Annotated in this window: 15 protein-coding genes and 5 pseudogenes; 11 read left to right on the top strand and 9 right to left on the bottom strand. The window is 61.1% G+C overall.

The genetic code is table 11. The features are described from left to right. Both JKL46_RS31660 and JKL46_RS31655 read right to left on the bottom strand, forming a co-directional pair. Nucleotides 1-159, bottom strand: a 159-nt coding sequence (locus tag JKL46_RS31660) for an IS630 transposase-related protein (RefSeq protein ID WP_201842129.1), incomplete at its 3' end; no start/stop codon positions are given. 195 nt (nt 160-354) lie between these two features. Further along, nucleotides 355-1,944 carry an adenylate/guanylate cyclase domain-containing protein gene (locus JKL46_RS31655; protein WP_201842127.1) on the bottom strand — a complete coding sequence of 530 codons (1,590 nt, stop codon included), beginning with the start codon at nt 1,942-1,944 and terminating at the stop codon, nt 355-357. A 111-nt stretch (nt 1,945-2,055) separates the two neighbouring features. Here JKL46_RS31655 and JKL46_RS36005 point away from each other — a divergent pair. The 5 genes and pseudogenes from JKL46_RS36005 to JKL46_RS31640 form a co-directional block, all read left to right on the top strand. Beyond that, nucleotides 2,056-2,281 (top strand): annotated as a pseudogene (locus JKL46_RS36005) (methylmalonyl-CoA mutase); the annotation flags it as partial. Between the two features lie 136 nt (nt 2,282-2,417). Next, nucleotides 2,418-2,591: pseudogene (locus JKL46_RS36000) on the top strand (alpha/beta hydrolase fold domain-containing protein); the annotation flags it as partial. After that, nucleotides 2,579-2,806 (top strand): annotated as a pseudogene (locus JKL46_RS35995) (hypothetical protein); the annotation flags it as partial. The pseudogenes JKL46_RS36000 and JKL46_RS35995, both read left to right, overlap by 13 nt. A 327-nt stretch (nt 2,807-3,133) precedes the next feature. Further along, entirely contained in the window at nt 3,134-3,880 is a 747-nt protein-coding gene (locus tag JKL46_RS31645; RefSeq protein WP_201842123.1) for a Vgb family protein, read from the top strand. 130 nt (nt 3,881-4,010) lie between these two features. Continuing rightward, nucleotides 4,011-4,607: a hypothetical protein gene (locus JKL46_RS31640; protein ID WP_201842121.1), complete on the top strand. Its 597-nt coding sequence runs from the start codon at nt 4,011-4,013 to the stop codon at nt 4,605-4,607. Nucleotides 4,608-4,630: 23 nt separating this feature from the next. Here JKL46_RS31640 and JKL46_RS31635 read toward each other — a convergent pair whose 3' ends face one another. After that, nucleotides 4,631-4,948: a cupredoxin domain-containing protein gene (locus JKL46_RS31635; RefSeq protein ID WP_201842119.1), complete on the bottom strand. Its 318-nt coding sequence runs from the start codon at nt 4,946-4,948 to the stop codon at nt 4,631-4,633. A gap of 14 nt (nt 4,949-4,962) precedes the next feature. Next, nucleotides 4,963-5,514 carry a DUF4142 domain-containing protein gene (locus tag JKL46_RS31630; protein ID WP_201842117.1) on the bottom strand — a complete coding sequence of 184 codons (552 nt, stop codon included), beginning with the start codon at nt 5,512-5,514 and terminating at the stop codon, nt 4,963-4,965. Nucleotides 5,515-5,942: 428 nt separating this feature from the next. Here JKL46_RS31630 and JKL46_RS31625 point away from each other — a divergent pair, with 428 nt between their 5' ends. Continuing rightward, complete coding sequence (locus tag JKL46_RS31625; RefSeq protein ID WP_201842115.1) at nt 5,943-7,355, top strand: PAS domain S-box protein; 1,413 nt, start codon at nt 5,943-5,945, stop codon at nt 7,353-7,355. A gap of 301 nt (nt 7,356-7,656) precedes the next feature. Here JKL46_RS31625 and JKL46_RS31620 read toward each other — a convergent pair whose 3' ends face one another. After that, entirely contained in the window at nt 7,657-7,914 is a 258-nt protein-coding gene (locus JKL46_RS31620; RefSeq protein WP_201842113.1) for a hypothetical protein, read from the bottom strand. A 215-nt stretch (nt 7,915-8,129) separates the two neighbouring features. Between JKL46_RS31620 and JKL46_RS31615 the strand changes: the two genes are divergently transcribed. Together JKL46_RS31615 and recA are read left to right on the top strand one after the other, a co-directional pair. Then, entirely contained in the window at nt 8,130-8,609 is a 480-nt protein-coding gene (locus JKL46_RS31615; RefSeq protein ID WP_201842111.1) for a fasciclin domain-containing protein, read from the top strand. Between the two features lie 263 nt (nt 8,610-8,872). Beyond that, nucleotides 8,873-9,913, top strand: a complete 1,041-nt coding sequence (gene recA / locus JKL46_RS31610; RefSeq protein WP_201842109.1) for a recombinase RecA — start codon at nt 8,873-8,875, stop codon at nt 9,911-9,913. Between the two features lie 53 nt (nt 9,914-9,966). On the opposite strand, the gene JKL46_RS31605 is transcribed toward recA, so the two are convergent. Together JKL46_RS31605 and JKL46_RS31600 are read right to left on the bottom strand one after the other, a co-directional pair. Then, a complete protein-coding gene (locus tag JKL46_RS31605) occupies nt 9,967-10,707 on the bottom strand; it encodes a DUF72 domain-containing protein (protein ID WP_201842107.1) in 741 nt (246 codons plus the stop codon). Nucleotides 10,708-10,738: 31 nt separating this feature from the next. Beyond that, nucleotides 10,739-10,927, bottom strand: coding sequence for a DUF3606 domain-containing protein (locus JKL46_RS31600; RefSeq protein ID WP_201842105.1), 189 nt, complete (start codon nt 10,925-10,927; stop codon nt 10,739-10,741). A 196-nt stretch (nt 10,928-11,123) separates the two neighbouring features. Between JKL46_RS31600 and ku the strand changes: the two genes are divergently transcribed. Together ku and ligD are read left to right on the top strand one after the other, a co-directional pair. Continuing rightward, nucleotides 11,124-12,005, top strand: a complete 882-nt coding sequence (ku, locus tag JKL46_RS31595) for a non-homologous end joining protein Ku (protein WP_201842103.1) — start codon at nt 11,124-11,126, stop codon at nt 12,003-12,005. Between the two features lie 45 nt (nt 12,006-12,050). Next, a pseudogene (gene ligD, locus JKL46_RS31590) lies at nt 12,051-14,613 on the top strand (DNA ligase D). A 470-nt stretch (nt 14,614-15,083) separates the two neighbouring features. Here ligD and JKL46_RS31585 read toward each other — a convergent pair. Continuing rightward, nucleotides 15,084-15,344: a hypothetical protein gene (locus tag JKL46_RS31585; protein ID WP_201842101.1), complete on the bottom strand. Its 261-nt coding sequence runs from the start codon at nt 15,342-15,344 to the stop codon at nt 15,084-15,086. Nucleotides 15,345-15,660: 316 nt separating this feature from the next. Here JKL46_RS31585 and JKL46_RS31580 point away from each other — a divergent pair, with 316 nt between their 5' ends. Continuing rightward, nucleotides 15,661-15,831 (top strand): hypothetical protein, encoded by a 171-nt coding sequence (locus JKL46_RS31580; RefSeq protein ID WP_201842099.1) that lies wholly within the window; start codon nt 15,661-15,663, stop codon nt 15,829-15,831. A gap of 142 nt (nt 15,832-15,973) precedes the next feature. On the opposite strand, the pseudogene JKL46_RS31575 reads toward JKL46_RS31580, so the two are convergent. Then, nucleotides 15,974-16,384: pseudogene (locus JKL46_RS31575) on the bottom strand (AraC family transcriptional regulator); the annotation flags it as partial. Between the last annotated feature and the right edge of the window lie 76 nt (nt 16,385-16,460).

Here is a 16,460-nt window from a genome sequence, read left to right as displayed (position 1 = left end):
GGCCGGCGCCGGCGAGCCGGTGTCCCGCGTTCGCCGCACCAGCTTGATGGCGAAGCTCTCGCTGACGTCAAAGTGCTGGGCGGCCGCCCGACAGGTATGGCCCGCCTCGACAAAGTCGGCCACCCGCACCCGAAGATCGAGAGAATAGCAATGTCCCATGATCCACCTCCCGTCCAAAGAGTGAATCACAACTCCAGCCCGCGCAGAAGCCGAAGAGTCCTATTTCGGGTCCGACGCTCTAAGGCTCGATCCGAGCCGCCGCTATCTTGGCCACGCGAATAGTCGGCTGATCGAGCAGCTGGGGCGCGACGAACCGCCAAGTTGGAGCCGACGCGTGCCTCATGCCGGCGGAGTTCAGCTCGACTTCGCTGTCGGATGAGGCATCTCCAAAGCCGCTAGAGCTTCGGAGAGGCGACGTTTGGCTTGGTCGATCTCACTTTGCTTGATCGCGTCGAGATCAAGGAAGAGGTCGAGCCCGATCCCATGCTCGGCGATGATCTGGGGCCGTTGCGGAAGTTCTCCCGAGAGACCTTCGACCGCATAAGGCGCGATCTCGCGCTTGATGCCTTTCATGACGATGGGTTCCAGAGGTCTGGCCCGCACCATGTCGCGTACCAGGGCGTAGGTTTCATAGCTCAGGCAAATGCCGCCGGGCTCCGCGATGGCCTGCAAGCGGGCCGCTATGTTCGCTTCCGCTCCGATGATCGTGTAGGCCATCCGATCCTCGCTGCCGAAATTGCCGACGTTGCAAAAGCCCGTATTGATGCCCATGCGCACGCGCATGGGTAGGTCGGTTCCCCGTTTGCGCCAGCGGGCGTTCAGTTGATCCATGTACTGCTGCATGTCGACGGCCATGCGCAGGCAAGCTCTTGCGTCCTCTTCGACGCCTTTCGTTTCAGGATCACCGAAGAAGATCAGAATCGCATCACCGACGAACTTGTCGACGGTCGCCCCGTGCCGAAGGGCGATCGCGGACATCTCGGTGAAGTATTCGTTCAGGAGTTGCGTCAGATCTTCCGGCTGCAACCGCTCCGAAATGGTGGTGAAATCCTTGATATCGGAAAAGAAAATCGTGAGCTTTTTGCGCTCTGTGGCGATCGCCACATCCTTCTGCCCGCTGAAGATGCTCTTGTAGATCTGAGGGGACAGATACTTGGCAAGCTTCATCGAAATCCCGGCAAGGAAATCATTCGCCTCGGTCAGCTCCTGATTCATTCCGCGGATCAGCTTTTCCTGCCGGCGCTGCAGGAGGATGCATGCAAAGCCGGCGAGCGAAGCCAGCGAGAGATAACCCAAAGTATATTTGAATGAGAAAACATTCGCGAAGATCGGCTGCTTGACCGAGATTTCCTGGATCCCGCGTACGTCGCCAACTTTCCAATCCGTCTTCGGGCTGTCCGGATGCGAATTATGGCAGCTCACACAAACGGGCCCCATCACGACGGGTGCAGCCGTCCGGACGTTCTTGTCGAAGAGCGAACCCGAGACTTCCACGACAGGCAGTTTAGGGTCGGCTCGCAGGCGGGAAAGGGCCCGCTGCTCGAAGTCGTCCAACTGATGAGACTCCCGGCCCTTGAATGGGATATCCGAAACGAAGCGGTATTTCACCGAGCCGTCCTGAGCGCTGATACGCTTTCCGAGCTCAATCGAGAGTGTGGCGGGGATCGGAATCGCCCCGGATATGTCACGATAATTATGTGTGACCATCACCGGATTGGGCGCCTGGAGGATGCGCCCGACAACGTCGCTACCGTAAAAGCTTCGCATGTCGTCGATGATGCGGTTGGCTTCGCTCGCCTGCATCCGCAGGACGCGCTCCGAGAGAATCTGCAGGTCGAGCCAGACGGCGGCAGGCAGGCCCAGAACGCCCAAGAGTACAGTTACAACCAGCAGCGTTCCCATCGCACGCTGCTGATAGGAAGCCCGGTGACCAAGTCCAGCCATAGTCAACCTCACGGTCGAACTTTTGCCGTAAGACCAATCATTTGCCTATGTCGGCGGGCTTGCAACCCCTAATTCATAAGCGCCAGAAGACTCCCGCCCGCACATAGTCGTGCCAAGACGGGCCAGGATTGGCACGACCGTGGTCAGACGTGATCGCTTCGGCCTCGACGTGGATATCGATCCGCTCTTCGTGCCTCTGCTGAAGCCGTGCGTGAGGCCGTCGAAAACGACGTGCACATTATCGGCATGTCGCCCGCTGGGGCACCTGACGCTCGCACCGGGGCTAAAAGCCGAGCTCGCCGAGTATGGTCGCGGGGACATCATGATCGTCGTCGGCGTAATGCCGGAGAGCATTAGGATCCATGGGGTAGGCAATGACCGACTGTCCGGAAGACTACGCCCATCCCCAGTCAAAGGCGGGATCAAGGAAGGCCAATTCTACGGTAGCATCGTTGCCCCAGACTTCCTCATGCTCCTTCCCTCCAGGACGCGACGCCTCGTATATCCTCATGTTCTTTCATGGCGGCAGCTACTGTTCAGGATCGGTCCTCAGCCATCGCCGCTTGGTGACTGAAGCTGGCGGAATGGCTGGGATGCGGAGGCTCTCGGTGGCTTATCGCCTCGCGCCGGAACACCCATTTCCCGCGGTGCACAGCGCCTACAAGGCCTTATCGGAAATTCGCCGAATCCTGGAAGGTCCGAAACAGTGCGTTTCCCGATCCTGGCCACTGCGGGCGGGGTCGTCGAGCATCTGGTCAAGCTCAACGACAAGGTCAAAGCCGGACAGCAGGTAGCCATCCAGCGTAATGGCTTCGGTGAAGTGGTTGCGGAGTATACAAGCGGCGTGACCGGAGAGATAACGGATTAGCGTGTGAATCGGCGCCGAAGAACTGGCCCCTCTCAAGTGTAGCGCAAAGCCTGGGTTTAGCGACGCAAAATGGAAATCCGGTGGGGTCATGATCGGCGCCAATGGTGACCCCGCTGACGCGACGAATTCTCCATCAACGTCATGTGCGTAACGGCAACCGGCTCGAAGGTACATATTCGATGCTGAATCACACCTGGTCTTTTTCATGTCTGGCATCCTCGTAGATCGCATGGAGAACAGGTCCCTGGTCGACAGCGACTGCTTCTGTGCAAAGGTCGGCCGGTGTATGCTCGCCTTTGCTTCCCTGGTCAGGAGTGCAACATGCCGTCCGTCCCATGCCGCTCTGTCACGACAATTGCGCTGTTTCTCGCGTCGTCGATGTTGAGTGCCCGAGCGGAGCCGCTCATCTATGCAACGGGCGGGGTTGGAACGGACCTTCTTGCCATCGACGCGAAGACCGGCGAGACCAAGGTGATCGGACAGTTCGGCTATCCCGGTTCGGCACCTCTCGCGTTCGGCCCGGACGGCAAGCTCTACACCGTCACGGACTCCATGCGGCACGAGAACTCAAGATCACAACTGGCGACCGTCGACCCAGGCACCAGCAAGGCGACGCCCATTGGCGAGCCGCTCGACAAGACCGTCCGCATCATGGCCCTAGGCCCCGGCCCAGACGGAGGTCTGTACGCCAGTGGTGTGATGGAAAACCGGCTTTACCGGATCGATCCCCAAACCGGGGTGTTCACGGAGATTGGTCCATTCAAGGGTGGCCGGGACGTGATGGACTTCGCTACCAATCCGAAGGATGGAGCGATGTACGCGACCACTCCGACAGCCCTTTACCGCCTAGATCCGAAGACGGCCGAACTGGCGGAGGTGGCGCGCTACTCCGACGTGCCGCCGAGCGTGATGGGCATCGTGTTCGACCGGGATGGTACGCTCTACGCGACCAACTACGGTGGCGAGAGCGCGCTCTATCGCGTCGATCCGGCCACCGGCCGGGGCGAGAAGATTGCCATCTTCCCGGAGCGCAATGTCCACTCGGCCGACATGAAGCCGGGCGGCTGACTACACCCGGCGCGATCACGAATGCGTGCAGGCGGTTTGATCCGCCTTTTGAGACGTTGACCGACACGTCCGGAGACGGTCGTCTGGGAAGCCTGTGGTCCCGTGTGTGACACAGCCCAGGAGAGGCTTCATGCGATCATTTCTGATAGGAGCACTCGTGGCTTTGGTCGGTGTTCCGGCGCTTGCCCAAGCGCCTGAGGGAACGCCCACCCGTATCCGCGGCACTGTCGAGCGGCTTGAGGGTCAGACCCTGCTGGTCAAAACCCAGGCAGGCCAAGAGGTGCCTGTCACCCTGGCGCCCAACTTCACCCTCACCGGCGTGGAGAAGCGCAGCCTCTCCGAGATCAAGGCCGGCGACTACATCGCCTCAACCTCCGTCCGCGGACCGGATGGTAAGCTGCGGGCGCTTGAGGTCCATTTCCTGCCACCGGGAGCCGGTGAGGGGCAGTTTGCGTGGGATCTGGCCCCCGACAGCCTGATGACCAATGCCACCGTCGCCGGTGTGGCGGCCGCCCCGCAGGGGCAGGTGTTGCGGGTGACCTACAAGGGCCAAGAGGCGGAGATCACGGTCCCGCCCGACGCGCCCGTCGTCGCCTTCGTGCCCGGCGACACAAGCCTCGTGAAGCCTGGCTCTGCAGTCTTCATCTTTGGCCAGAAAAAGCCCGATGGGACGATGTCGGCGACCCGCGTCACCGTGGAGAAGAATGGCGTCAAACCGCCGATGTGATCGTCACGGCGGCCGCGTGCCCGTCAGGGCTCGACGATGACTTCGCCCGTCATGTTCGGATGGTAACGGCAGATGTAGTCGAAGCGGCCCACTGCCTTCATCACCATGTGTCCGTCCTTCCCCGGCAGCACGTTGACATCCCAGCTCTTGTCCCTGGCCGTCGCGGTGTGCGCGACGATGTCCTGGTTGGCCCAATCCAGCGTATCGCCGACGTGCACCGTGATCTGCCTCGGCTCGAAGGCGACGCCCTTCATGAGAACCGATTGCGTGGTTCCTGCCTTGGAGGCCGGACCAGCCAGCACCGCCAACGCGACTGCAACCAATATTGCAAGCCGCCGCATCGCTCATTCCTTCCTCAATGGGCCAGCGCCCCAGTTCTCGCTGGCAGGCTTTGGACAAGATGCTCAGCATGCTGCTGGTGGCCCTGGAAGATCTTGAGCCCGGTCGATAGCAGGTCCTTGAGCTCGCCGTTGCTGGCAGCAGGGATCAGCGTGTTCTGAAGGGCGCCGTTGACCTGCTGATGATAGGCTACCTCGTTCTGGGCGTAGGCCTTGTCGAAGGCGGCGCCTTTCAGAGCCATCAGCTCCTTCTTCTTCGCCCCGGCCTGCTTCATGAGCGAGCGGCTGGTGTCGTTGTCCTCCGGCGTGACATTCAGCTTCTTCACCAGCGCCAGTGCCTTCTCGTTCACCGCCTTGTGGTCGCGGACCATGCCGTTGGCGAAGGCCCGCACCTCCTGGTTCTTGGAGTGCTTGAGGGCCAACTCCGCGGCCTGAATGTCGATCTGCCCAGCCGTGTAGGCGACATGGGCAATCTGCGGGTCGGTGAGCTTGGCAGCTCCCTGGGCAATCGCGCTAAAAGGAGCGAGGCACAGGCAGGCGCCCAGCAGGGTCACATGAAGCTTGGACATGGTTTTCTCCCTTCGATAGACGGGGACCTCCAGACTGGGCTTGCCGAAGGCACCCGGCGTCTGGGTTGGATACCCGCCAGACACCGGATTGGATGCGGTCGCCATCAAAAGGTTCCCGGAAATTTCAACAGGGAGCGTTTCCGTGGCTAAGGAGAGGCTGAGATGAGCACTTTTCCCAGTCTCTCCCCGCCTAGTCCTTCGGAATGCATACTGCCTCTCTCATGAATTGGAGCGAACAACTTACGGACCAGCACTACTGTGCCAGCGGCGACCTGCTTGGTTTGGCTCGGCGCAGGCCGACCCTAGGATGAAGCTCGTGTCTACCTCTACTGGCGTCCAAGGGATGGGCAATTGCGGGGCCAAGTTGAACGGAATCGGGCCTGTGCCCGTTGTCCTGCATCCAAGTCTCGCTCTTGGAGGGCATGGCCATGCCTCCCAAATCAGAGCAGAACGGGATCCCAGCCATTCCCTCGGCTCAGGGCATTCTGGATGCTGTGGCTGCCCCTATCGCGGTTCTCGACCAGACTGGAACGATTGTCGCCACCAACCGGGCGTGGCAGGACTTCGGTCACGCCAATCAGGCCCGTGACACCTCGCAAATCGGCGTCAACTACCTTGAGGTGTGCACGCGTGCGACGGGAGGCGATGCTCCCTGCGCGAAAGCGGCTGCAGCCGGCATCCGGTCGGTCCTGGCTGGCGCCCGCACCTTTGTCCTGGAGGATCCGTGCCACTCCCCCAATGAGCAGAGATGGTTCCAGCTTCGGGTGTCCCGACTGAAGCACGATGGAGCCGCGTATGCGGTCGTGATCCATCATGACATCACCGCGCGGATCCTGATTGAGCAGGAAAAGCAGGCCTATCTTGCCAGGGCTCAGTGGCACCAGGAGCAACTCAAGGCCTTAGCGGAGGCGAGAGCTCAGTGGCACGAGGAGCAACTCAAAGCCCTGGCGGAGGCATCGGCCCGGATTGGCGCGGCCAGCACGCCTGAGGCTACCTTGCAGGAGGTCGCGGATCAGGCTCGTGAGATCATCGGGGCGCATTGGGGTGCCATTCAGACCATCCCCTATGGACTGTGGCCCCATACCTCGGCGGCCCTGTCGCTCTCCGAAGAGTGCCTACAAGGATCAGCTCTGGCGATCAGCATGGCCGCAGCCGCCATCTCCACGCAAGTCATCCGATCCGGCGAACCGATGCGGCTTCCAACCTGGGCCTGGCCACCAGAGCGGGACCGACATGATGGGCAGGAGCCTACAGCGCCGCCTGGGCCGCTCATGGGTATTCTGGCCGTGCCGCTCGTCGGGGCGCACGGCGGCACGATGGGAGCGGTCATGTTGTCCGGCAAAGTGAGCGGAGAATTTACACCCGAGGATCAGGCCCGGCTGACTCAACTCGCTCAGATCGCGGCCATTGCGATGGCAAACGTTGCCCACGTCCAGGCTATGCGGAATGCCAAGGAACGGCTCTTGGCCACGCAGGAGCATGCCAGTGTTGGCATTGGCGAGACGGACCTGATCGGGCAGCTTGTAATGGTCAATGCTAGGTTCTGTTCGCTGACCGGTTACTCGCGCAGCGAGTTGCTGACCCGGAGCATCTTCGATCTTGCCGATCCGGCAAGTTCGGCAGATGAGCAGACGTTGTACCAGCAGCATGTGGCCGGTGAACTGAAGGCCTATGCGCTCGAGCAGAGTTATGTTCGACAGGATGGTTCCGTAACGTGGTTTGCCGTCACGGCAAATGCGGTGTTCGACGAGCAGGGACAATTTCGCTACAGCGTGCGCGTGATTCAGCCCGTCGACCAGCCCACCGCGCTTCGCCTTGTGCCTGCAAATGACAGGCTGTGAACACACCGACTGCGGAGCAGGTCGTCCGCCAGGCACTGAGCTCGCCAAGCTGGAGTCGGCCGTACAAACCGCGTTGCTTGAACAAATTCAGCTCGATCTTGGGCTGAAGCTGGCGAACCTGTCGTACAGGCTTATAATGCTTCTGTCCTGGAGAGCCCTTTAACCTGCCGCCGTGGCGGCTTGGCTTGAGGGACGTGGACCGGCTCGGACCCGCTGCCGGCCCTGTCGCCTCACTCCATACAATGCAGCGAAATCGAGGGGACGCTAAGAAGGCTTCGGGTCGGCTGGCGCCGAGCCAGCGTTAATGGTGAGCCGTGCGCTTCTTGGGAGACGTGCGGTGCCGCTGGACGCTGCCGGTGTTCTGGGGATTCCAAGCACTCCCTTCACACCGCCGGCCACGCCGCCAGCCACGCCCCCGCAGCAAGGCCTCCGCGTCCACCTCGGGCGCGATCAGGGTCGGCAGGCTGTGAGCCTGCGGCGGCCTCGTGGCCGCGCGACGCCGTTTGCGGGATCCCGCCTGCTCGACCGAAGAGGCATCGTTGGAGATGGGATGGTCCATTGTGGCCTTGAACCCGGCTGCGTGCCATTGCCGCTTCAGGACATAGCGCGGACGCGCGTGGCCTTCCCATGGCCACGGGAGCGAAAGCGGGCCTCTACGGTGATTTTCCCGCCCTGCTCAGGAAACTCCCAATGCAAGGTGGGTTGGGCGCAGGCCATATCCCTCGAGGCTGGTGCCGGTGAACCGACCGGGTGCCGCGATCGGAGGATGGATCAATGAACGCGAAGTATAGTGCTTACGCCATAGCTGCCATGCTCGTCGCGGCAGGTCCGGCCGCAGCGGCGGATATCGTTGAAACCGCTGTCAGCAATGGCAACTTCAAGACGCTGACGGCCGCCCTTCAGGCCGCTGGACTTGTCGAGACGCTCAAGGGCAAGGGCCCCTACACGGTCTTCGCGCCCACCGACGAGGCGTTCAGGAAGCTTCCGGCCGGTACGGTCGAGACCCTCTTGAAGCCTGAGAACAAGGCGCAGCTCACGAAGGTCCTGACCTATCACGTCGTGTCGGGGAACGTTCTGTCCGGCGACCTCAAGGGTAAGACGACTAATGCCAAGACCGTCGAGGGCAGCGCCGTGCGGATCGATGCGAGCGGCAACACCGTCAAGGTCGATGACGCGGCTGTCACACAGGCCGACGTCAACGCATCAAACGGCGTCATCCACGTGATCGACCGCGTGATCATGCCGAAGTCCTAGGATCTTCAAGGCTTGAGGATGGCGGTGCACCGTCATCCGTCTTCTCGCCGACCGATGCTCCGCGATCGTGATCGATTTCGTGCATTCGCGGCATTCGAATCATTCTTTCGGGTCCACTATAGATCCCGTTTCCCGTTTTGTTCGCAACCGCCCGGCTTATCGGCTAGGCGACGACGTCGCGACAATATGTTCACATTTTGTTCTATATTTTCGCGACAAGGTTCCGTAGGGTCTGGCTTTCTCACTTGAACACAGGATTTGCGATGACCCCGGATAAGGCCAAGGCGATCGAGACCGCCGTCAGCCAGATCGAACGCGCCTTTGGCAAGGGCGCCATCATGCGCCTCGGCGGCGATCAGATTGTAGAAGTGGAGACCATCTCCACCGGATCTCTGGGCCTCGACGTCGCCCTCGGTGTCGGCGGTCTGCCGCGCGGCCGGATCATCGAAGTTTATGGGCCGGAGTCGTCCGGCAAGACGACGCTCGCGCTCCAGACCATCGCTGAGGCCCAGAAGAAGGGCGGCGTCTGCGGCTTCATCGATGCCGAGCATGCCCTCGACCCCGTCTACGCCCGCAAACTAGGCGTCAATCTGGACGATCTTCTTGTCTCCCAGCCGGACAACGGCGAGCAGGCGCTTGAGATCGCCGACACGCTCGTCCGTTCAGGCTCCGTGTCTGTCCTGGTCATCGACTCCGTGGCAGCCTTGACCCCGAAGGCGGAGATCGAGGGCGAGATGGGCGAGAGCCGCCCTGGTCTCCAAGCCCGCCTGATGAGCCAGGCGCTGCGCAAGCTCACCGGTTCGATCAACCGCTCCAACACGATGGTGATCTTCATCAACCAGATCCGGATGAAGATCGGCGTCACCTATGGCAGCCCTGAGGTGACGACGGGTGGCAACGCGCTCAAGTTTTACGCTTCCGTGCGCCTCGACATCCGTCGAACTTCGACCCTGAAGGATCGCGATGAGCCGATCGGCAATCAGGTCCGCGTGAAAGTGGTCAAGAACAAGGTGGCTCCGCCCTTCAAACAGGTTGAGTTCGACATCATGTTCGGCGAAGGCATCTCCAAGATGGGCGAGCTGATCGATCTCGGCGTCAAGGCCAACGTGGTCGAGAAGTCCGGCGCCTGGTTCTCCTATGACAGCCAGCGCCTGGGACAGGGGCGTGAGAACGCCAAGACCTTCCTGAAGGACAATCCTGAGATCGCGGTCGAGATCGAGAGCAAGATCCGCCAGAATGCCGGTCTGTTGATCGCAGATTTACAGGGCAACGATGATGTGGGCGTTTCAGAGGATGCAGCCTGAGCGCCCGTCCAGGGCTTCGCTCTGAGGCAGTCCCTGTCGTGAGATAGCGATCCCTACACTTGCGGCTGCAGCAGCTTCATCATGCTAAGCGCGTCGCCGGTCGCCGCGAACGCTGCCGTGTTGTCGAATATGCACCATGCTTCTGTTCCGGTCTGCCTATAGGTGCCCAAAACTTTGGCCGTGTCCGCGATGGCCTCTTGCGGGTAGGTCGAGTAGTACATCTTGGGCGATCCATGCAGGCGGTAGTAGACCAAACCCGTCCAGCCACCGGGAGCACCGGCATTCGAGTGAGGCTGAGGATCTGCCGCCACCCGCGCGATCCGCTGCTCCACAAGGAAGGCGTCGACATCGGCAGTGAACCATGACGCATGCCGCGGTTCCCAGACGACGTCTCCGGCGAACGAAGCTCGAAGCGTATCAACGAATGGCTGCACGACCGCAGGGTCGAACTTCAGGCTGGGCGGAAGCTGAGTGAGGACTGGCCCGAGCTTGGCTCCCAAACCCGCGATTTCCCCCAGGAAGCGTTGCAACGGCTCGTTGACATCGCGCAGACGACCTTCGTGGGTGATCGTCTTCGGCATCTTCACGGCAAAGCGGAAGTGATCCGGGACATCAGCCGCCCAGCGCTGGTAGGTCGATAAGCGATGCGGGCGATAGAACGAGGAGTTGATCTCGACGCCATCAAATCGGCTCGCGTATCGTACCAGATGGCTGCCGTCGCGCGGGAAGGAATCCAGATACTGCTTTGGGATCGCCCAGGCGGCGGTCCCAATAAAGGTGCGACTCTCGCTCATGTTCGCTTCGTGGGCAGCGGCCTACCAGCAGTTAGCCTAGCTTGAGCTTTCCAGCAGCCGCATCAAGCTTTTCGCGGCTGTTGCCGTGCTCTTTGACCAACGCCTCGGCCTGCGCAACAGTGATGCCGTGCCTTTTGGCGAAGTAATCGACTTCGTACCTTTCACCGCCAGCGACCCGGCTCCGGTCGGCTCCGCCGCGATTGGCTTTGTCATCGGACATTCCGGTACTCCTTGCACGATAAGCTCAGCGTTAAAATGCGCCACAAGCGAGAGTGGTTTCATGGCGCGTTAACCGCCTCGGAGATGGCTGTGGAGAAGTCGGAACGAGTCATTCCGAGACGACGTTGCCGACTCGTGAGGGCGCCGGCCAAGGTTGTCAGGGCCGCCCACAGTAGCGTCTCGTCGGGAGTTTTGCCATGTCTGAGCGGACAGTCTGGAAAGGCCACATCAAGCTTTCTCTCGTGTCCTGCGCGGTCGGCCTGTATCCCTCCACATCCTCGGGCCGCAAGATCCGCTTCAACACCCTCAACCGCAAAACCGGCAACCGCGTGAAGCGCCAGTTCGTCGACAGCGAGACGGAAAAGGTCGTCGAAAGCGAAGACCAAGTGAAAGGCTTCGCCGTCGGCAAGGGCAGCTACATTCAAGTCGAGGACGAGGAGCTCGATGCCCTGAAGGTGGAAAGCACCCACACCATCGACATCGAGAGCTTCGTGCCGCGCGACGAGGTCGACGAGCGTTTCCTCGACACCGCTTACTACATTGCCCCGACCGACAAGGTCTCGAACGAGGCCTTCTGCGTCATTCGCGACGCCATCCGTGACAAGGGCATGGCCGGTATCGCCCGCATCGTGCTGGCGCGGCGGGAACGCATGATCCTGCTGGAGCCCCTCGACGAAGGATTGGTCGGCACAACGCTGCACGCGGCCGACGAAGTCCGTGACGAGGACAAGGTCTTCGACGAGATCAGCGAGGTGAAGTATCCCAAGGAGATGAAGGATCTCGCGGCCCATATCATCGACAGCAAGGCGGCGCATTTCGATCCAGAGCAATTCGATGACCGCTATGAAGAGGCCGTCGCCGAGCTTCTGAAGTCGAAGCAGGTTGGCAAGCCCATGAAGGAGGAGCCGTCCGAGAAGCCCTCGAACGTCGTCAACCTGATGGATGCGCTCAAGCGCAGCGTCTCCGCCGAGAAGGACGGATCGGCGGGTAAGAAGGCTGCTCCAGCAAAGAAGCCAGCGGCCAAATCCAAGTCCGCCAAACGGCCCGCCGCTAAGACGAAGGCGCGTAAAGCCGGTTGAGCCATCCGAGTTGTCTTGCGTAGGAGGGTGCCATGGTCGCCGGATCTGAAAGCGAGGAGTGTTCGGTCCCGAGCCAAGCCTGCCACTAGATCAAAGGCCTCCGGCTCCCTCGCCGCCTATCAGGCCAAGCGCGACTTCTTCGTCACAAGCGAACCGAAGGCAAAGCGCGGCAAGGCGCAAGGCGACCGCTTCGTGGTCCAGAAGCATGACGCGCTCCGCCAGCACTATGACCTGCGGCTAGAAATGGATGGCGTGCTCAAGAGCTGGGGGGTCACGCGCGGCCCCAGCTTGGTTCCCGGAGAGAAGCGCCTGTCCGTCCATACCGAGGATCACCCGCTCAAATACATCGACTTCGAGGGCGTCATTCCGGCCGGCCAGTATGGCGGCGGCACGATGATCGTCTGGGATCAGGGCCGTTGGATCGCCGAAGGCGACCCGCATGCGGATTATGCCCGCGGTCGACTGACGTTCACGCTCGAAGGCAAGCGGCTCAAAGGTAAGTGGCATCTCGTGCGCACGCGCGGAAAGCCGGGGCAGAAGAATGAACAATGGCTGTTGCTCAAGTCCGACGATGAGGCGGCCCGGACCTCTGGAGATCCCGACATCCTGGAGGAGGAGACAACCTCACTCAAATCGGGCCGAGCGATCGAGGAACTGGCCGCGCAGGGCGAGATCCGCATCGATCATGCTGCACGCGAAAAGGTCGAAAATTCCCGACCGGGGAAATCGCGACGTCCCGCGAAGGTCAAGGGTGCGAAGAAGGGCATTCTCCCAGCATTTGTCGAACCGGCCCTGGCACAACTGTTTGAGAGCGCGCCGAGGGGGTGGCAACTGGCTGCACGAGATCAAGCTCGATGGCTACCGCATGCAGGCCCGCATCGATGGCGGCCAGGTCCAGTTGCTGACGCGGAAGGGCCTCGACTGGACGCCGAAGTTCAAGGCCATTGCGACTGCCCTGAAAGACTTGAGAATTCCATCGGCGCTGCTCGATGGCGAAATCGTCGTGGAGGATGAGGCAGGGATCTCAAGCTTCTCGGCCCTGCAGCAGGAACTCAAGGGCGGCAAAGGCGAACGCTTCGTCTACTAGGTCTTCGATCTCCTGTATCTCGATGGAGAGGATCTCAGGAAGGCGACACTGGCAGACCGCAAGGCGGCCTTGCGGCTCCTGTTTGATGACCTGCCCCAGGGCGGCGCCATCCGCTTCAGCGACCATCTCGAGGAGGATGGCGCGACGCTTGTCAGGCACGCCTGCCGGATGGGTCTGGAAGGCATCATCTCTAAGCGCGCCGATCGGCCCTACAGGTCAGGCCGTGGCGAGGATTGGGTCAAGTCGAAGTGCACACAGCGCCAGGAACTGGTGATCGCCGGCTACCTGCCCTCGACCGCGAGCAAGAAGGCTGTCGGCTCCCTGGTGATGGGCGTCTATGAGGCTGGCAAGCTCATTGCAGTCGGTCGTGTCGGCACCGGCTTTACCGCGGAGGTGGCAAGCGCTCTCTACAAGTCCCTTACTTCGATCGAGATCAAGGCTTCGCCCTTTGCCGGCAAGCTCCCGGCTGCTGCCGGTCGTGGGGTGAGGTGGGTCAGGCCGGAGCTCGTCGCCGAGGTAGAATTCCGCGGGTGGACGCATGACGGCATGGTCCGGCAGGGCTCTTTTCAAGGCCTGCGCGAGGACAAGGATCGGCGCGAGGTCGTGCGGGAGACGGCCGGGCAAGCCCCTCCTGTCGCAAATCCCGGGGCTGCGATCCTTGAGACAGCCCATCTCACGCATCCCGACCGCGTGTTGTGGGAGGACGAGGGGATCACCAAGCTCGGGCTCGCCGAGTTCTATACGGAGATCGCCGATTGGATCCTGCCTCATATCGTGAACCGACCGTTGTCGCTCCTGCGCTGTCCTGGGGGATCACAGAAGGAGTGTTTCTTCCAGAAGCACGCCTGGGCGGGCCTCGATGAGGATCTGATCCAGCGGATTCGCCTGGGAGATGGCGAGGCTGTCGCCATCCGAGATCTGTCGGGCCTTCTCGCTCTGGTACAAGCCGGCGTTCTCGAGATCCACCCGTGGGGCTCCACGCTGAAGAGCCCGGAGAAGCCCGATCGCCTCGTCTTTGACCTCGATCCTGGAGAGGGCGTCAGCTGGGATGCCGTTGTTCAGGGGGCGATCGACGTGCGCGACTACCTCCAGAACCTCAATCTCGAGAGCTTCGTCAAGACATCCGGCGGCAAGGGGCTGCACGTTGTCGTCCCTCTCCGCCCGAAGGCATCCTGGGACGAGGCCAAGGCATTCGCGGCCGGCGTAGCGTCTACCATGACGAAGGCGAGCCCCGCCCTCTACACGGATACGATGGCCAAGCGCGCCAGAATGGGCCGGATCTTCATCGACTATCTGCGTAACGGACGGGGTGCGACGGCTGTGGCGGCCTATTCCACGCGGGCCCGCGCTGGCGCACCTGTGTCGACGCCAGCGTCATGGGAGGAGCTTCCGACGATCCGCAGCGGCAGTCAGTATCGGATGGGCAATCTGGCGGCGCGGATGTCCCATCTTCAGGGTGACCCGTGGGCGGACTTCGGGGGCGTCGATCAGGTGGTTCCGAAAGCAGTGAAACGTCGGTAGGAAAATCGAGCTGGATCGGAAGGCAGGAGTACGGCTGTAGAGGAGGAGGTCGAGATCCTCGGCCTTGTAGCGGCGAACACGACGTGGTTTCAGCCTGAATGGACGAGTGCTGCAAAACGAAGGCTCCAGCGAGCAACGCGATTAACACGGCAAACACAGTCAGAGTCCGCTTATTCTGAGTGATCGGGTCCTGCGGACGGCCGCAATGGGGGCATATACGCAAAACCGCGTCTTCATTTCTTTCGGGTAATACCCGTCCAGAGAATTGGTGACGCGGTTTTGCGTTGATATGCCTGTCGTGATTCACTGCGGAGCGAGGTGCTGTTGATAGAGATCAACATGGCCGGGCTCCCGGCCCGTTAGGACGACTCGCCATCAGATCTGCGCATGCGGGCAGCCCGCGAGAAGGATTGTCGGGCCGCCCTGCGGTTGCTGGCGATCGCCAATGCCTTTGAAGGTATGACGGACAGCTATTGGCGTGGACGCCGCACAGACCCTGTATATGTGGGCTCCTGCAACGACCGCTGCTGCAATTCCCGCTGCTTGAGTGCCTCGAACGCCGCCTTGTTGGCGCGTCCTTCCTCTATCACCCGCTGAATTTGACCATCGCGCATCATCTTGTAGGACATCTCAGTGAATTGAGGGACGAGAGTGTCTTGACGTTCTGCAAGGGCAGCCGCAGGAGTTAGTGCCACGCCAAGCGTAAGAGCAAGGATCAGAGAGCTTTTCATGAGAGATCTCCTTTGCCGCAATCAAGGGCAAGGACCGACATCAACCGCGGCCTTATTGCGGCCTATGTCGGTGCGCTGGCATACGTGTCTGCTTTAACTTTCACTACGCCGGTATTTGTTAATGATATTCTTGATGCGGTAGGATTTCTGTGATGAGCAGCACAGACAAAATGATAAAAGCGTGCGGCTTGCGCCAGTTAGCCCAAATCTCAATCAAACTTCTGCAAAATGTGAACCACATCACAAGTTCGTCTGCTGCAATCAGGATATCACGGAGGATGAGAAGCGATATCAGATTGTATTAGGAGCATTGATCATGCGCTTTCCAGGTAAGATCCGAGCCGAGTCGAAGCACATCCGATCCGAGGCCGAGGCATTATTCGCGGAGGGGAATTCTATTGCTGGGATGATCTGCAAGGCGGGCTTCCACCTTCTTCTCGGCATCAGCGTCCTGTCAGCTGTGATGTCGCTGGCGCATCTGACGTGAGGAGTGGCCTCCGATTGGCCTGCCCCGAGCAGGTGATGTTAACTTGTGCTGCTCGGCTGAGATTCCGTAAAGACCGAGATTGGATAGATAGCGGCCTATCCGGTTCTTGCGATTGGAAGGGACAGGCCGCTGTCAGAGCGTGCTACTTCAGCGGCAGAAACAGTTCCGCGACCGCCTCATGCTCCGGTACCTCCGGGAAGAAGCTCAGCCGCTGGCAATAGATCGGGAAGTCGCGTGCTTCCTCGCCGCTGGCCGGAAGCCAGTCGCGATAAAGGTAGAGCGCGGCGGGCTCCAGATTGTCGGTGTTGCCAACAACACGCAGCACGGCGCAGCGCCCGCCAGGGATCTCGCCGGCTTTGATCTGCTCGCCATTCGCTTCGATCGGTTGGTCGGTCCCGACACAACGGTCCACGCTATAGTCGGCAGGCGACGCAGGGCGCCGCTAGGAACGCCAGACATTGAAGGTCGGACTTGTCTTGGGGTGCAGGCCAGCGGCCTTGCGCCACGCGATGAACCGCTGGATGGTGGCACCAAGCGTCGCCGGGTCGCCCCTGACCCGCCCCCGCCGATTGGTCCGGTTGGAATGTTAATGGAGTGACGGCCTCGACGCCAGCGCGGGCGGCGGTGCT

This window comes from Microvirga zambiensis WSM3693 (assembly GCF_016735695.1).
Taxonomy (GTDB): Bacteria; Pseudomonadota; Alphaproteobacteria; order Rhizobiales; family Beijerinckiaceae; genus Microvirga; species Microvirga zambiensis.
Note: the sequence above shows the minus strand (reverse complement) of the source record. Positions and strands in the feature narration are given on the sequence as shown.

Bases quoted from the DNA above. Each gene is read 5' to 3' on its own strand.
- JKL46_RS31655 (WP_201842127.1), bottom strand. From the start codon at position 1,944: ATGGCTGGACTTGGTCACCGGGCTTCCTATCAGCAGCGTGCGATGGGA.
- JKL46_RS31645 (WP_201842123.1), top strand. From the start codon at position 3,134: ATGCCGTCCGTCCCATGCCGCTCTGTCACGACAATTGCGCTGTTTCTC.
- JKL46_RS31640 (WP_201842121.1), top strand. From the start codon at position 4,011: ATGCGATCATTTCTGATAGGAGCACTCGTGGCTTTGGTCGGTGTTCCG.
- JKL46_RS31635 (WP_201842119.1), bottom strand. From the start codon at position 4,948: ATGCGGCGGCTTGCAATATTGGTTGCAGTCGCGTTGGCGGTGCTGGCT.
- JKL46_RS31630 (WP_201842117.1), bottom strand. From the start codon at position 5,514: ATGTCCAAGCTTCATGTGACCCTGCTGGGCGCCTGCCTGTGCCTCGCT.
- JKL46_RS31625 (WP_201842115.1), top strand. From the start codon at position 5,943: ATGCCTCCCAAATCAGAGCAGAACGGGATCCCAGCCATTCCCTCGGCT.
- JKL46_RS31620 (WP_201842113.1), bottom strand. From the start codon at position 7,914: ATGGACCATCCCATCTCCAACGATGCCTCTTCGGTCGAGCAGGCGGGA.
- JKL46_RS31615 (WP_201842111.1), top strand. From the start codon at position 8,130: ATGAACGCGAAGTATAGTGCTTACGCCATAGCTGCCATGCTCGTCGCG.
- recA (WP_201842109.1), top strand. From the start codon at position 8,873: ATGACCCCGGATAAGGCCAAGGCGATCGAGACCGCCGTCAGCCAGATC.
- JKL46_RS31605 (WP_201842107.1), bottom strand. From the start codon at position 10,707: ATGAGCGAGAGTCGCACCTTTATTGGGACCGCCGCCTGGGCGATCCCA.
- JKL46_RS31600 (WP_201842105.1), bottom strand. From the start codon at position 10,927: ATGTCCGATGACAAAGCCAATCGCGGCGGAGCCGACCGGAGCCGGGTC.
- ku (WP_201842103.1), top strand. From the start codon at position 11,124: ATGTCTGAGCGGACAGTCTGGAAAGGCCACATCAAGCTTTCTCTCGTG.
- JKL46_RS31585 (WP_201842101.1), bottom strand. From the start codon at position 15,344: ATGAAAAGCTCTCTGATCCTTGCTCTTACGCTTGGCGTGGCACTAACT.
- JKL46_RS31580 (WP_201842099.1), top strand. From the start codon at position 15,661: ATGCGCTTTCCAGGTAAGATCCGAGCCGAGTCGAAGCACATCCGATCC.